Source organism: Aliiglaciecola sp. LCG003 (assembly GCF_030316135.1).
Classification (GTDB): domain Bacteria; phylum Pseudomonadota; class Gammaproteobacteria; order Enterobacterales; family Alteromonadaceae; genus Aliiglaciecola.
The window spans coordinates 3,627,694-3,644,222 of sequence record NZ_CP128185.1 but is presented as its reverse complement, the minus strand read 5'-3'; the positions used below and the strand labels follow the sequence as shown (position 1 = coordinate 3,644,222).

Below are 16,529 nucleotides of genomic sequence, written 5' to 3'. Positions count from 1 at the left end.
CGAGTACAGGTAAATGGGGATCCACTGCTGTAGGGATCATTCGACGTCCAAGGCCGGTATCCGGGCTCACAAGTGTCATAGTAATATGACGGCATTAACACCTTCCCGTTAAAAAAAAACAGTGGTATATGGTTAATGTTTGACTTGTTTACCGTTGCGGGGGCAGCGTCAGCTTTGATGTAAATTAATTTTCATCTCACTGTCTTCCCGTTTAACTGCCCCTATAAAAGGAGGCAGCACCTTGGTCTCGTTTTATTATAGCTTGATGATATAAAAAGAATAAAGAACTATGTTTAATGGAATTAAAAAAGCGTAATACTCGGCTCCTGCAAAGCGGAATACTGCTCTTTGAGAGCAAGGATTTGTTGTTCCCAATATTTAGCTTCCGCAAACCAAGGGAATGCTTGAGGGAATGCAGGATCTTGCCATCTGCGGGACAGCCAAGCCATATAGTGGACCATCCGCATCGCACGCAGAGGTTCTATTTGGCCAAGTTGACGGGTGTCGAAGTGATAGAATTCGTCATAGGCTTCAATTAATGTATCGAGTTGAATGCGCTGTTGGTTTTGGTCACCAGATAACATCATCCACAGATCTTGAATGGCAGGTCCCATTCTACAATCGTCTAAGTCGACAAAGGTCGGGCCATCACGCCATAAAATGTTGCCGGGGTGGCAATCTCCATGCAAGCGAATCATTTTCTCTGGCTTATAGAGTTGGCTAGTCAAACTTACCACTTGTTCCAATATTGTGAAGAAAGCAGTGTGCAAACTCTGTGGTATCAATTGGGTGTTGTGCAACGTCTCTGTGGCATCAATTAAATGCTCTTGGATTGAAAATGAAGGGCGATAAGTAAAAGGCTTACCTTGACCAACCTGGTGAATACGGCCAATGAAGCGCCCCATCCATTCTACTTGGTCTAGGTTGTCGACTTCGAATTGACGCCCACCCACAGAAGGAAATATCGCAAACTGGTAACCTTGATACTGATGAAGGGATTGTTGCTCAATTCGTATAGGCGCGACGACTGGAATTTCGTGGTCATGTAGCTCTTGGGAGAAATCATGCTCTTCTTGAATCTGCTCTGTGGACCAGCGCTGTGGCCGATAGAACTTGGTCACATAGCGCTTATTGTCCTGTGCAATAAATTGGTAAACCCTATTTTCATAGCTGTTGAGGGCTAGAAGACCGGATTCAACCAAAATTCCCTTTGATTCAATGGCATCAAGGATCAGGTCAGGGCCCAACTGTTCAAAATTAAATTTAGCGTCGTCAGTGATACTCATTGATAAATAAACTTACTTGGCTCACTGACTTCTACAGGTTCATCGCCGTCAATGGAAAAGACTTTAAACCTGAATTCTGTCACTGTTTCTTTTAGTGCATAGGGGTCTATCGCGACGCTAACAGCTAAGTTAAGCACTTCGCCTCCTTGCACTTTTACTTGATTGTTGCCCATATACCTATGCCCCTTTAGTCCCAGTACTTCTATTTGGTAGACACGTTCTGTTTGCGATTTGTTGAGTACTTTAAGTGAGTATACGTTTTCAATAAGACCATCGTTGGTTTCTCTATACAATGAGTTACGATCTCGAATAATATCGACTTCTAGTGGCACTCTGCTCATGATTTCATATACTAATAGCGACACCATGATCACGAGTACAACCGCATAACCTACTAGTTTCGGGCGCACTATCTTAGTTGTCCCTCCCGCAAGCTCGTGCTCGGAGGTAAAGCTAATTAAACCTTTCGGATAATTCATCTTATCCATCACGCCGTTACAGGCATCTACACAGGCTCCACAGTTGATACACTCATATTGCAGTCCATTGCGAATATCTATACCGGTTGGACAAACTTGCACACAAAGGTTGCAATCTATGCAATCTCCCAATCCTTGTTGCTGGATGGCTTCATGAGACGTTTTTCTGGAACGAGGTCCTCTTTTTTCACCTCTAGAAGCATCGTAGGCGACAGTGTAAGTGTCTTTGTCGAACATCGCTGACTGGAATCGAGCATATGGACAAATGTGGGTACACATAATCTCGCGCATCCATCCCGCATTTCCATAAGTGCAAAGGGTAAAGAATATCACTGATAAGCCGGACCAAAATCCCGCATTGAAGCTGAAAAAATCAATGAATAATTGATCTATGGGCGTAAAATATCCGACAAAAGATAACGCAGTAAGCAAGGCAACCAGAATCCAAGAACTGTGTTTGAGGGTTTTACGCCAAAATTTATCAAAATCCATTTTGCGCTGATCAAGCTTGATACGCTTGTTTCTTGCGCCTTCAATCTTTTCTTCAAACCAGATATAAATAAAGGTCCATGTAGTTTGCGGACACATGAACCCACACCATACGCGTCCAGCGAAGGTTGTGATGAAAAATAACGCAAACGCACTGATGATCAAAATCCAAGCCAATAAGGTAAGGTCTTGTGGCCACAAAGTTAAGCCGAAAATATTGAATCGTTGCGCTCCGATATCCAATAATATGGCTTGATTACCGTTATATTGAAGCCAGGGTAAAATGGCGAAGGTGCCTAAAAAAATCAATCCAAAGAATCGCCTGAACGTTTCGAGGGTTCCTTCAACCGCACGAACATAGATTCTACTTCTAGGGGTATAGGCATTTTCATGTTGGCTGGGATCGGGTTTGTGGACTTTAACCGGTGAGATGTCTTTAATCGGAATGCGCTCACTCATTCATGTGCCCTTATATTACAGCGATGGAAACCATTATGGGTAGACTATGTCTTGTAGCCGATTGGCTTTGACAGCAATAATTATCGCATATATTGCCCAGTAGTTGTTAATCTGGATCAAACTTAGATGGAATTATTTCGATAGCCACTGGCTACTCAGGTATTACCCCAATCACTTAGGTATGATCAGCAATAATAGCATTTGCTATGCTACTTGGCTGTGATGATCTATTCTGCGTCCATGATAAGCAGTAAAGTCAGTGTATGTTAAGGTACTTTTTCATTTTCTCGGAGATAATATTATTAGTCATGTTGCTAAGGTCTTCGTTTGTGCAGTATTTTTTAGCTGATATTCAGAATAATCTATCTGATTTTATGACTGAGATATCATTGCAGATAGAAGAAACTCAGTTGGCGGGTTTACGCTCTTCACTCATGCCTTACACCCAGCAAATGCGCGAGTTTCAAAAAGACTATATTGAGCAGATTACCTCTAGCTCCGGAAGTCTTGAAAATTTCCATACTCGATACTGTGCACAAAGAGAAATCAATCCCTATGTCAATGGCGCTAATTTAGAGATGGTGTGCCACACTATTGATAATTCAAAATTGCTAACGGTGAACAAAGCGTCCTAGCAAATGGATTGGTATAACAATACAGGCCAAAAGACATCGACAGGCTTGTCACTTCCCAGCAGTCAATCTTTTCTCCGCATTTCCTTGCTATCAATGGAACAATTACGCGGTAGTTACTGTCTATTCAGTTAGATAGGTAAATTTACATTCATGTTCAATTCAGCTAACTAGGCTACAATTATTGATATCCACTAACAAAACATGCTTTGTCGGTAACCATGGCAGACACTGTTAAATAAAGAGGGACCATTATGAAGACTTCAATTTCGTTACTATTAACAGGAGCCACGCTTAGTTTATTTGCCAGCGCAAGCTATGCAAAAGCTGAAGTCGAAATCATTTGGGAGAACCCAACTGAATATCGAGACGTAAAGCCAACCATGCAGAGTCGGACTAAATTTCGTGAACAAACGTTAGAGCAATTGGAGGAATACCTGATTGAATTGGCTGAAGATCTGCCCGACGGTTATGGGTTGAGTTACAAGGTAACTAATCTTGATTTGGCTGGTGAAGTATGGCCTGCTTCTTTCGCTGGATTCGGACATTCTAGTAATGATGTGCGAGTAGTCAAATCCATCGATATTCCGCGCATGGACTTTTCATATGTTTTAAAAGACGCCCAAGGTTTAGTCCTGCAAGAATCAGCCGAGGTAAAACTCAAAGACATGAGTTTTATGGATAGACATAATGCCTTCTTTAAAAATGAAAATTTAAGGTATGAAAAAAATATGCTCCAGGATTGGTTTAAAACTGAATTTTCTAAACTGTTAGAAAAAAATTAAAGCTAATTTGCTGTCATAAACCGCCACTTTTGCCTGGCGGTTTTTTTTTGACCATTTGTTCAACATTACCAAAATAAATAATTGTTATAAATCAATATGAAACGATGGTTTCATATTAAATGATGTGAAATATAATTCCCCAGCCTTCCTCTGTAGGCGTTTAATTCGTTGAATTACTGTACTATTTCTGAGACTATCGAAGTGCAAAAAGGACGGTAGTTGTCATGTATTTGTCATACAAGTTACGTAGCATCCGGCCACGCTAAAATAATAAATATAAAGCCAGGAAATGGCATTTGCAGTACTCACGATTTAGGAGATCTCATGAAAACCAAACTCACTGCTATTGCAGCACTTTGTTGTGCTTCGATGGCAACCCTAGCATATGGAGAAACCATATGGGCGGAAGACTTCAACAATCCAGCTTATAATCTCAAAGGTGCCACCAACACCACAATAGATATGGCGGGTATTACCAAGTGGACAATTGATGTATCTAGCGCATCCTTGACCGCGGATACAGATTATTTTCGCGTTGAAAACGGTGCTATGGTTGGTCGCGATCTTGATGGCGATGCAGTTTGGATTTCTGAGCCCATCAATATTGCAGATAAAACCAATGTGTCTTTTAGTTTGCTGGCTGCAGGAACGGGCTCTCACGAAAACACCGATTATTTTGACGTCGCTTATTCAATAGATGGCGGTGCGCCAACCTTAATCACCAACTGGAATGCCTCAGGCAGTGATTCCCATACACTGATTGATGATGTCTGGGCTTCTGCCACTATTATTCAAGACGTTGCTCTGGGCTCTGAGTTAGTCATTACAGTGACCATGAAAAATAATGCAGGCGGTGAATATTATCGCTTGGATGACGTCTTAGTTACCACTGGCGGTAGCGACGATGATGATGGAAGCTTAGAAGGCGTATGCTTTAATTGTCCTGACTTGCAAAAAATTAAAGATGCTGCTGTATTTGTTGATAGCGAATATTATGCTGCTGTGCTAACAGAACTAGATAATTCTAGCCCGGCCAATGTGATTAAAGACACGATCAATGCCGTTATCACCCAAGATCATAAAGTACTGACTTATTCAGAAGTATGGACTGCACTGACCGAAACAGATGAAGATCCAAATAATACTGACAATGTGATTCTACTTTACAGAGGAATTTCTATTCCCAAGTTATCTAATGGTAGTGGCTCTCAAAGTACCAACCCTGATAATTGGAATCGCGAGCACACTTGGCCTAAAAGTCACGGTTTCAGCAGTAGCAGTTTAGAAGCTTACTCTGATATTCATCATTTACGTCCTACTGATATTTCAGTTAACTCTTCTCGCGGTAATCTAGATTTTGACAACAGTGAAAATCCTTTACCAGAAGCGTCTGAAAATCGCTATGATGATGATTCTTTCGAGCCTCGTGACCTTGTAAAAGGTGATGTTGCACGGATGGCTTTTTATATGGATACCCGTTATCAAGGCTTTGGCAATGATTCGACTCCTGACCTTCAATTGGTTGACCGTCTCACTTCAGTGGGTGAAGCGAAACTGGGTCGCTTATGTACATTGATAGCTTGGCACAATGGCGATCCTGTCAATGAAGCAGAGCGTTTGCGCAATGATACTATCTATGAGTATCAAGGTAACCGTAATCCCTTTGTGGATCATCCAGAATGGGCTGATATTTTGTTTGATGCTCAGACCTGTGATCAGGTAGATCCTGAAGATCCAGTCGATCCAGAAGATCCTATTGACCCAGAGGACCCAGTTGATCCGCAAGATCCCCCTGTTACCACCGGGGCGATTTTTATCTCTGAGTATATTGAAGGTAGCAGCTACAATAAAGCCATTGAACTTTACAACCCTACTGCAAATGCAATTGATTTGGCCGCTGGCAACTACCAGTTAAATCGTTTCTCAAATGGTTCAACCTCAGGTGCTGCTATCAATCTAGAGGGTGTCATTCCAGCCAACGGTACTTATGTTATCGCAGAGGGTAGAGCTAATGCTGATATATTGGCCAAATCTGACCAGATCTCTGGCGGGATTAGCCATAACGGTGATGATGCTTATACCTTAACTGCCGATGGCGTGATTATCGACTCCTTTGGTAAAGTAGGAGAAGATCCGGGTACAGCTTGGGGTGTGGATCCAAACCGCACTGCTAATAATACTTTAATTAGAAACCCGGATGTATATTCTGGCGATGTGATCGCTGATGACGACTTTGATCCGTCAGTTCAATGGACAGGCACCGGTAATAATAATTCCGATGATTTGGGCCAGCATACGGTTCTACCTCGTGAGTTATTTATCTCTGAGTACATCGAAGGTTCAAGCTTTAATAAAGCAATTGAAATTTATAACCCTTCAGGCATGAGTGTTGACTTGGCTGCGGAAGGTTACCGCCTTGCCCGTTACTCTAATGGTTCTACTTCTCCAGCATTCTTAGCATTAACTGGCACCCTTGCAGGACAAGATGTATATGTTGCGGCTAATCCTGATGCTGACCCAGCGATACTCGCACAAGCTGATCTGCTTTCCGGCACTATTAGCCATAATGGCGATGATGCCTATGTGTTGTTCAAAGGCGATGAGGTTATCGACTCCCTCGGTCAAGTCGGTACTGATCCTGGTGCTGCGTGGGGTACGGGTGACGTTACCACTAAAGATCATACTTTAGTCAGAATGGCCTCGATTACCGCTGGCGATACTATTGTTGATGATGCCTTCGATCCTGCTAACGAATGGGATGGACATCCAAATAATACCTTTAGCTTTATCGGCTCTCACAGCCTAGGTGGCGGCGACAATGGCGGTGACCCGGGTGATCTGGATCTGGAGCTGGGTGTATGTACCGATGCGGCTACCTTTATCCATGAGATTCAAGGGTCTGGCGAAGCTTCCCCTTTGTTGTCTGAGCAACATGTTGTTGAAGCGGTTGTCACAGCAAGCTTTGCAGCACTAAATGGTTTCTTTATACAAGAAGAACAAGCTGACCAAGATGCTGATCCTTTGACTTCTGAAGGTTTATTTGTCTACTTCACCGGTGACAGTGAGTTACCTGCTGCAGGCTCTGTGGTTCGAGTCGTGGGCAGCGTATCTGAAGCATTTGGTAAAACGCAAATTGAAGTAGGCCAAGCGCCTCTTGATTGTGGTGTGGGCAGTGTTGTTGCAACAACCTTTAGCTTGCCATTATCAAGCGCGGACCAGCTTGAGTCACTTGAAGGTATGTTAGTTACAAACGAAGCCTCATTAACCGTAAGTGACAATTATAGTCTTGGTCAGTACGGTGAAGTGACACTGTCTTCTGGACGAATCTTTATCCCGACTAATGTCTATGCTCCACTTTCGCCACAAGCTTTGGCTTTAGCGGAAGAAAATGCATTAAATAGGGTTATTTTGGATGATGGAGTCAATGGCACCAACCCAGAAAATGTTATCTATCCTACCAGCGGTCTATCGGCCAGCAACTCGTTGCGCACTGGTGACACTGTGAGTAGCTTGGTCGGAATTATGGATTATAGCTTTGGTAATTATCGTGTTATTCCAACGCAATACCCAACGATAGTGCAAAGTAATGCACGAGAAGCACAACCGGATATCAACCGCGGTAACCTAACTGTTGCGAGTTTAAATGTGTTGAACTTGTTCAACGGTGACGGCCAAGGCTCAGGTTTCCCAACCTCTCGTGGTGCCGATTCGTTGCTTGAGTATGAACGCCAAGTTGCAAAAACGGTAACCGCTATTGCGGCAATGGACGCTGACATTGTGGGTTTGATGGAAATCGAAAACGACGGTTTTGATGCAACCAGTATGATTGCTGAATTAACCGATCGTTTGAATGCTCAAGCGGGTCAAGGTACGTACGCCTTTGTTGCTCATACTGGCCCAATTGGGACAGATGCCATAGCGGTTGGACTTCTTTATAAGCCAACTGTGGTATCTCTTGTGGGTGATGTTCAACTTAACTTCGATGGTATTTTCAATCGTCCACCCGTGGCGCAAACATTTGCCATTGATAATGGCGCAGAAATTACGGTAGTCGTTAATCACTTTAAGTCGAAAGGCTGTGGTGGCGCATCAAATGGCAACGCGGACCAAAATGACGGTCAGTCGTGCTATAACGAACGCCGCGTTAGTCAGTCGCAAACGTTGACTGCTTGGTTATCAACCAATCCAGCATTTGCTGACCAAGAAAATGTGTTAATCATTGGTGATTTGAATGCTTACGCTAAAGAAGATCCAATTGCAGCTCTTGAAACTGATGGTTTCGTTAACTTAATTGAAACCTTCCAAGGTGCTGACGCCTATTCTTACACCTATCAAGGCGAGTTTGGTTACTTGGATCACGCATTGGCAAATAGCGCACTGCTTGAGCAGACAGTTGATGCCATTGAGTGGCATATCAACTCTGATGAGCCTAGAGTGCTTGATTACAATGTAGAAAATAAATCTGCAGCGCAATTGAATGATTTTTATGCGCCAGATGCATTTAGAGTATCAGATCATGATCCAGTGATGATCAGCTTTGACTTAGCAGCCGCTCAAATGGTTGGTGACTTAGATGGTGATAACGATGTGGATTCAGCGGACCTTAGAGCCTTAATGGTTATGATCCGCAATGGTCAAGCTACCCTTGAGCAACATGACTACAACAATGATGGAATGCTAAACGCTAGAGATGTTTCAGCGCTACGCGCATTCTGTACTCGTAGAGCCTGTTCAACTCGTGGATAAATGATCCTAGCCAATCAATAAAAAACCGGTGAGGTTACCTTCACCGGTTTTTTTATATCTTTTACAAAGCGTGTTTATAAAAGTCTGCTTATAACGCGCAGTTAAATTACAATTCTCTACTGATAATCAAAGTCGCTATCGGCAACATCTACTAAGTCGCTAGCATCGTTTAGCAGATTGCATTTGAAGGTTTCTTTTCTGGGTAGCATACGTTTAATATAAAAGTTCTTGGTAGCCGACTTACCACTAGCGATGCTCTTATTGTCACTGCGTTGAGCACTGTCAGCCATACTGAACCACAAAACTCCAAGCAAGCAATACGCACTATAATTCATGTAATCATAGGCCGCTCCGGCTAAATCGACCGCTGGCTGCGATTTGATTTGCTCAGAAAGTTGATGCCATTCAGCTAATAGTTCTTGAGCCTGTTGCTTGGCCGTAGCGTCTTGAATGTCGCTGATTAAATTATCGAAAACAGACTTAGTAGCCGCTAACATCTTGCCGTTATCTCTGGATAGCTTGCGACCAACTAGGTCTGCGGCTTGAATACCATTTGTACCTTCGTATAATTGGGTAATGCGACTGTCTCGCATTAATTGCTCCATGCCCCATTCGCGAATAAAACCATGGCCACCGTAAACTTGAACACCAAGTTGACTGACTTCTTGGCCCATATCAGTCATAAAACCTTTTGCTATAGGCGTCAGAAAGGCCAGTACCGCGGCGGCATCTTGTCTTGTTTCATCGTCTTGAGAGTTCTTCTCAATATCCATTTGGGTCGCATATAGCAAAGCCAATGCGCGGCTTCCCTCGGTCAGTGATTTTTGCGTGAGCAACATTTTGCGCACATCAGGTTGAGCGATAATGGGGTCGGCTTTACCTTCAGGGTTTTGGATACCTTGTGGGGCACGAGATTGTAATCGCTCTCGCGCGTAGGACAATGCACCTTGAAAAGCTGCCTCAGCAATGCCAAGACCTTGTAAACCCACTTGGAAACGCGCATCGTTCATCATGGTAAACATACAGGCTAAACCTTTGTGCGGCGCGCCGACTAAATACCCTTGTGCTTGATCGAAGTTCATCACACAGGTCGGGCAGGCTTTTATGCCCATTTTTTTCTCGAGACTTCCGACCGAAAGGCTATTGCTATCGGTGAGTTGTCCGTTTTCATCCACTAATATTTTGGGTACGAGAAACAAACTTATTCCTCTAACGCCTTCGGGGGCATCAGGCAGGCGGGCTAATACCAAATGCAAAATATTATCTGTCCAATCCTGATCGCCACCGGAGATAAAGATTTTACTGCCGGTGATAGAGTAGGCACCGTTATCTAGTGGTGCTGCTTTAGTGGAAAGCAGGCTTAAGTCTGTACCGGCATGCGGCTCGGTTAGACACATAGTACCCGTCCATTCACCGGAGATTAGTTTGGCTAAATAAGTGTCTTTTAAACTTTGGCTACCGTGTTTATTGATTGCCAGTACTGCGCTTTCTGTCAGCATAGTGATGAGTCGCCAACTGATATTCGCGGCATTGATCATCTCGTGAACGGGAATAGCCATTGAATAGGGTAGATCTTGACCATCATATTCAGCACTACCAAGCATCGCGTTCCAACCATTGGCAACATACTCTTGGTAGGCAGCAGCGAATCCGTCAGGGGTAGTGACTTTGCCATTTTCAAGTTTGCAGCTTTGCTCGTCTCCTTCCCGGTTTAATGGAGCCAATACTTGCTCGGCAAATTTAGCGCCTTGACTCAAAACTTCGTTGACGAGCTCTTGGTCAAAGTCTTGCAAACCAAGATTGAGATAGTGTTGATCTAATTTCAGCCAGTCATGCAGAAGGAATTGCATGTCGGTAAGTGGAGCTTGATATTGAGGCATAAGGTGTCCCGCTGTTTCTAGTAACTGTTCAGACCAGTATACATACAGACAGACAATATTTTAATTATTTGCACAAATATCTTTGCATAACTGTGCTAAATATCCACTTAGCGATGGGGTTTAACCGCGTTTTTTGAGTCCTCCACTTGATTAAACATCGCACGTAAGGAGTTGAGACGCTCACTGAAGCGCCATTGTCTATCTGTAATAGCGTACGGATCAATCAATTGAATGTTTTGTATCTCAGTGTGAGACCATGCAGGTAAGGGGAACTGAGTAATACTACCGTCAAAATTACCCGCTAGGGTGCAGGCGAAGTAGTGTAGGTGGTTTTCGTTTTCACCCAACCATTTGACTACTTCTACATTAAAGCCAGTTTCTTCCCAGGTCTCTCTATGGGCGGTACATTGGGCCGATTCGCTGCCGTCGGATGTGCCGCCTGGTACATCGTATTTCCCGCTCAATCTATGGGTTACCGTCAGCAGTTTGCCGTCGAGCCGGATTATACAGGCCGCATTTGCCGGTTGAATCGGTATTTGTTGGTCTTTTACTCGACAAGCAGGCGCACTGGGGGGAGACTCACCACAAGAAGTAAGACCAATGGTCGATATTGCTAGGTAAACGACTAATCTTTTTGACACCGGCTCGCGTACAATAAAGTGATTAAGATTAGAGTCAGTGTACTATGAAAAATTTGACTTTAAACCTTATTCTAATCACATCAGCCATCAAATTTGTAACAGGGAACCCTTGAATGACGATTAAAAAATTGCTTTCACCACTGCTGATTGCGACTCTCGCACTAATCGGGCTTTTGATTTATTTAAATCTCCCCCAGCAGCAGCAAGCTTCGGATGGTGGACAGGGTCGCAATAATGCAACGCCAGTGGTTGTATTTACGGTTAAGAGTATCGACTTTCCGGTGACAGTTGAAGGATTAGGCACTGCAAAAGCCAATGAAGCTATTACCTTAACTTCTCAGCAGTCCGATGTCATTCAACAGATTAATTTTGATGATGGTGATGAAGTAGAAAAAGGGCAACTATTACTTTCGATGAATAATCGAGAAGAGCGCGCTCGGGTAAATGAATTGGATATTTCGTTGCAAGAAGCTAAAAGGCAGCTAAAACGAGTGACAAACTTGGCACGCAATAGTGTAGCCTCAGAACAATTACTCGATGAACAACAAGCCAAAGTTAAAACCTTACGGGCTCAGTTGGAAGTCGCTAATGCGCGATTGGAAGAACTTGAATTGCGCGCTCCATTCTCAGGCAAGCTTGGTATTCGTCAGGTTAGCGTCGGTGCTTACTTGACTCCGAGTGATGTGATCACAACCTTGGATGATTTGCGCAAAATAAAAGTAGATTTTAGTATCTCCGAAAGCCATCTACCTTCCCTTTCAGTTGGTCAAATTGTGACAGCGGGTTCAGTCGCCTACCCAGGCAAAACCTTCAATGGTGCAATTAGCAGTGTGGATTCACGGGTAGATGCGAATACTCGCTCTATCAAGGTAAGAGCAATAATCGATAACCCTGACAGGCAGCTACGTCCAGGTATGTTGCTGCAAATTACCTTGCAAAAACAGGTGGTGAAATCTTTAGTGGTGCCCGAAAAAACCATTATTCCAAATGAGGACAAAAAATTTGTGTTTGTCATCGAGGATGGTAAAGCAGTTCAAAAAGAAGTGATAACAGGGCTAAGGCGGCCGGGAATAGTGCAAATTGTTTCTGGATTGCAAGCAGGTGAACAAATAGTCACTGAAGGGGCATTGAGGCTTAGAAACGGCTCAACAGTATCCATTCTTAGTAAAGCCCAACTGTAAGCGGAGCCTATTATGTTGTTATCTGATATTTCGGTTAAGCGACCGGTTTTCGCCTCGGTAGTCAATCTACTACTGATAATTTTTGGTGTCGTCGCTATCACTATGCTGTCATTGCGTGAATATCCAGACATTGATCAGCCGATCGTATCTATCAATACAAGTTACCCAGGCGCGTCGGCCAATATTGTCGAAACTCGTATTACTCAATTATTAGAAGACCGGATATCGGGTATTGAGGGTATCAAGAACATTACATCGACAAGCCGCAATGGTCGTTCCTCAATAAGCATAGAGTTTAACTTATCCAGAGACATAGATGCTGCGTCGAATGACGTGCGCGAGCGTGTAAGCCGAGCATTAAACAATTTGCCGGACCAAGCAGATCCTCCTGAAGTATCCAAATCCGATTCCGATGAAAACGTCATTGTTTGGTATAACCTGCGCAGTGATAATTTATCGGTTCTAGAGCTGACGGATTATGCTGACCGCTTTTTAGTCGACCGCTTATCTGTGGTCAATGGGATTGCCAGAGTGCAATTAGGCGGCGGCAGAACTTACGCAATGAAGGTGTGGCTTGATCGCAATGCCATGGCCGCCCGCGACATTACGGTGGCAGATATTGAGCGTGTAATCCGCTCTGAGAATGTCGAATTACCCGCTGGACAAGTTGAATCTCTGGATCGAAATTTCGAAGTCCGTGTGGCGCGCAGCTTCTTGACCCCCGATGATTTTGCCGATCTAACCATTAAGGCCGGTGCAGACGGTTACTTAGTTAAACTCGGCGAAGTGGCGAAGGTTGAGTTAGCCTCCGAAGATGATGAAACTCAATTTCGCGGTGATGGCATTAATATGATTGGTTTGGGGATCATTAAACAATCCAAAGCCAATACTCTTGAAGTTGCGCGCGAAGCAAAAGAAGCCATGCGTCAAATATCAGAATCCTTGCCGGAAAACATTTTCATCGTTCCAAGCTATGACTCGTCAGTATTCATTGAAGAGTCGATTAATGAAGTTTATAACACCTTGGCTATTGCCATGGCATTAGTCGTGTTAGTCATCTATATCTTCCTTGGTAATATTCGCGCAACCATTATCCCGGCGGTGACGGTGCCAGTATCGCTGGTGGCCGCTTTCATAGTGATGTATGCACTTGGATTCTCGATTAACTTGTTGACCTTGCTTGCTTTGGTGTTGGCGATAGGTTTGGTGGTAGATGATGCCATAGTAGTGATCGAAAATATTTACCGTCGGATAGAGATGGGCGAACCGCCATTATTGGCGTCCTATCGTGGTGCGCGGGAAGTTGGTTTTGCGGTAATTGCGACTACGCTGGTATTAATTTCCGTGTTCGTTCCCTTGGTATTTCTAGAAGGGAATATCGGTCGTTTGTTTACTGAGTTTGCCCTGGCAATTGCCGCAGCAGTAGCATTCTCGAGCTTTACCGCACTAACCTTGTCACCTATGCTGTCTTCCAAACTGTTGAGCAATCGTTCACGTAGCTCAGGCTTTGGCAAATGGATGGATAAGAGCTTTAAGAATATAGAATTAAAATATTTCACTAGTCTAAATTCTACCCTACACCAGCCATTCTTAGTCGCAATCATGTTGATTGTCAGCGTGGCTGCGCTGGTGCAACTGAGTCAAAACATTCCTAGCGAATTCGTTCCTAAAGAAGACCGCGGTAATTTCTTTATTTCGATGCAAAGCGCTGAAGGTGCAAGCTTTGAGAGCAACGCTGCGAACCTCAAGAAAGTTGAAGATATTTTGTTGCCCTATTTGGACACCGGAGAAGTCAACCGAGTGTTGGTAAGAACACCGGGGTTCGGCGGTAGTGCAGGTATTGCTATTGTCGGGATGGGGCCTTGGAAGGACCGCACCCGACCCACCTTTGAGCTAATGGATGAAGTCAGCGAGAAACTTGCCCAGATCCCGGATGTGAGAGCATTTGCAATCATGCGAAGCAGTTTAGGTGGTGGAGGCTTAGGTCGCCCCGTACAATTTGTATTGCAAGGAAATACCTACGAAGATTTAGTTAAATGGCGTGATATTGTGCTTGAAAAAGCTGCCGAAAATCCTAAGTTACTGCGCTTAGATTCTGATTATAAAGAAACATTGCCGCAGTTGTCCGTGCATATTGATCGTCAAAGAGCAGCCGACCTAGGAGTATCCATCTCTGAAATAGGCCAAACTTTGGAAACCATGTTGGGTCAACGCCGTGTTTCCACTTATCTGGATCGTGGCCAAGAATATGACGTCATTATGGAAGGCTGGGAAGACGATTATCGCAGCCCGCAAAGTATCGATAATCTTTATGTTCGCTCCGCTCGCAGTAACGAGCTGATCCCTATGGACAACTTGCTAACCTTTGAAGAGCGCGCTACATCGGCTCAGCTTAATCGCTACAATCGAATGCGTAGTATCACCATCAGTGCCAATTTGGCAGATGATTACACTGTAGGTGAGGCGTTGGCCTATCTAGAAGATATCGTCAAAACCGAATTACCAGATAGCGTATCCATTGACTATAAGGGCGAATCGCAACTCTATCAAGAGTCGGGTAACTCGATTATTTTCATCTTTATTTTAGCTCTGGCTATTACCTATCTGGTACTCGCGGCGCAATTTGAAAGTTGGGTGCATCCTTTGGTTATCATGCTGACGGTGCCTTTGGCTTTATTAGGGGCCTTTATCGGTCTTTATATTGCCGGTGCTAGCTTGAATATTTACAGTCAAATTGGGTTGGTGATGTTGATAGGTTTGGCGGCCAAAAATGGCATTTTAATTGTTGAGTTTGCTAATCAACTCAGAGATGCGGGAATGGAGTTTGAACTGGCGCTAAAACGAGCCGCCACACAGCGACTGCGGCCCATTGTAATGACCGGATTTACCACAGTATTCAGTGCGCTGCCCTTGGTATTGGCTACTGGACCAGGCTCTGAGAGTCGTGCGGTGATAGGGATTGTAATCTTTTCTGGAGTATTACTGTCTGCGTTGATGACCTTGTATGTGGTTCCGATAGCTTATTTCTGGTTAGCAAGACATACCGGTTCGCCAGAACAGTTGACCCATAAACTGGAAGAGCTGGACGAAGAGATACCTTATAAAAAAGGTGAGATTCAATAGCATCATTTGTGAGTAGTTACAGGCTTTAATAACCTAAGGCTTGGGTTATTTGCTCTATAGTACGGTTGTATTTTGCTTATTTGTGAATCTAGGGTAATACTTATTTTCTATAGTTATAGCTATTATGAGTGTTAGGTTACAGGGCAGTGAATTGGCTGGGTAAGAGGTTTAAGACGTAATGCAGATCCTATTTGTACATGGCATGGGCCGCTCGCCAATCTCTGGTACCCCACTTTTATGGCGTCTAAGACGCCATGGGCATAGTGTTGATGTAGTCAGTTACTTTGCCGGGGTTGAATGCTTTAATTCAATTGTTAAGCGCGTTCAAAACAAAATTACCGATCTGTCCGAGCGAGGGCAGTACGTACTCGTTGGGCATTCCCTTGGTGGCGTGATATTGCGAGCGGCATTGCAAAAGCTGGGTGATATGGACAACCCCCCGCAACATCTGTTTCTATTAGGTTCACCGGTCTTTCCAGCCCGATTGGCCCGTAAGAGCCAGAATGATTTGAGCTATAAATTGCTGGCTGGAGATAGCGGACAATTGCTAGCCTCGAAAAAGAGATTGGGGTCTATTGAGATGCCCAATACGCCTACCACGGCTATCGTTGGTACAAAAGATGTAGCTTTGACAAAACGTTATTTTCAGGACGAAGAGAATGACGGAGTGGTGGCAATAGGGGAAGTCACCCACAGCGGTATAGAAGAGATAATTAGCTTGCCAGTTATTCATACCTTTTTGCCCAGTAGTCACAAAGTCTGCTCCATCATCATAGATAAAATAAGCCATCTTCAAAGCCAGCTTGCCGTAATTAATTAAGTACCAGA

The 16,529-nt window shown here is 44.0% G+C and carries 10 protein-coding genes and 1 riboswitch; of the genes, 6 read left to right on the top strand and 4 right to left on the bottom strand.

What is annotated here, in order from left to right; genetic code table 11:
• Window positions 1–34: 34 nt before the first annotated feature.
• Window positions 35–258, bottom strand: a riboswitch (cobalamin riboswitch).
• Between the two features lie 44 nt (window positions 259–302).
• Complete coding sequence (locus QR722_RS15840) at window positions 303–1,286, bottom strand: serine/threonine protein kinase (protein WP_286283904.1); 984 nt, start codon at window positions 1,284–1,286, stop codon at window positions 303–305.
• Window positions 1,283–2,713: a cytochrome c oxidase accessory protein CcoG gene (ccoG, locus tag QR722_RS15835; protein ID WP_286283903.1), complete on the bottom strand. Its 1,431-nt coding sequence runs from the start codon at window positions 2,711–2,713 to the stop codon at window positions 1,283–1,285. The genes QR722_RS15840 and ccoG overlap by 4 nt, the downstream gene beginning before the upstream one ends.
• Window positions 2,714–3,042: 329 nt before the next feature.
• On the opposite strand from ccoG, the gene QR722_RS15830 reads away from it, so the two are divergent.
• The 3 genes from QR722_RS15830 to QR722_RS15820 all read left to right on the top strand — a co-directional run bounded on the left by QR722_RS15830 (window position 3,043) and on the right by QR722_RS15820 (window position 8,876).
• Window positions 3,043–3,348 (top strand): hypothetical protein, encoded by a 306-nt coding sequence (locus QR722_RS15830; protein WP_286283902.1) that lies wholly within the window; start codon window positions 3,043–3,045, stop codon window positions 3,346–3,348.
• 251 nt (window positions 3,349–3,599) lie between these two features.
• Entirely contained in the window at window positions 3,600–4,130 is a 531-nt protein-coding gene (locus QR722_RS15825) for a DUF3016 domain-containing protein (protein ID WP_286283901.1), read from the top strand.
• A 324-nt stretch (window positions 4,131–4,454) separates the two neighbouring features.
• Window positions 4,455–8,876, top strand: coding sequence for an ExeM/NucH family extracellular endonuclease (locus QR722_RS15820; protein ID WP_286283900.1), 4,422 nt, complete (start codon window positions 4,455–4,457; stop codon window positions 8,874–8,876).
• Between the two features lie 116 nt (window positions 8,877–8,992).
• Here QR722_RS15820 and QR722_RS15815 read toward each other — a convergent pair whose 3' ends face one another.
• Together QR722_RS15815 and QR722_RS15810 are read right to left on the bottom strand one after the other, a co-directional pair.
• Window positions 8,993–10,756, bottom strand: a complete 1,764-nt coding sequence (locus QR722_RS15815) for an acyl-CoA dehydrogenase family protein (protein ID WP_286283899.1) — start codon at window positions 10,754–10,756, stop codon at window positions 8,993–8,995.
• A gap of 107 nt (window positions 10,757–10,863) precedes the next feature.
• Window positions 10,864–11,397, bottom strand: a complete 534-nt coding sequence (locus tag QR722_RS15810) for an NUDIX hydrolase (protein ID WP_286283898.1) — start codon at window positions 11,395–11,397, stop codon at window positions 10,864–10,866.
• A 113-nt stretch (window positions 11,398–11,510) separates the two neighbouring features.
• On the opposite strand from QR722_RS15810, the gene QR722_RS15805 reads away from it, so the two are divergent.
• The 3 genes from QR722_RS15805 (at window position 11,511) to QR722_RS15795 (ending at window position 16,521) form a co-directional block, all read left to right on the top strand.
• Complete coding sequence (locus tag QR722_RS15805; protein ID WP_286283897.1) at window positions 11,511–12,578, top strand: efflux RND transporter periplasmic adaptor subunit; 1,068 nt, start codon at window positions 11,511–11,513, stop codon at window positions 12,576–12,578.
• Between the two features lie 12 nt (window positions 12,579–12,590).
• A complete protein-coding gene (locus QR722_RS15800) occupies window positions 12,591–15,701 on the top strand; it encodes an efflux RND transporter permease subunit (protein WP_286283895.1) in 3,111 nt (1,036 codons plus the stop codon).
• Between the two features lie 178 nt (window positions 15,702–15,879).
• Window positions 15,880–16,521, top strand: a complete 642-nt coding sequence (locus QR722_RS15795) for an esterase/lipase family protein (RefSeq protein WP_286283894.1) — start codon at window positions 15,880–15,882, stop codon at window positions 16,519–16,521.
• Window positions 16,522–16,529 lie beyond the last annotated feature (8 nt).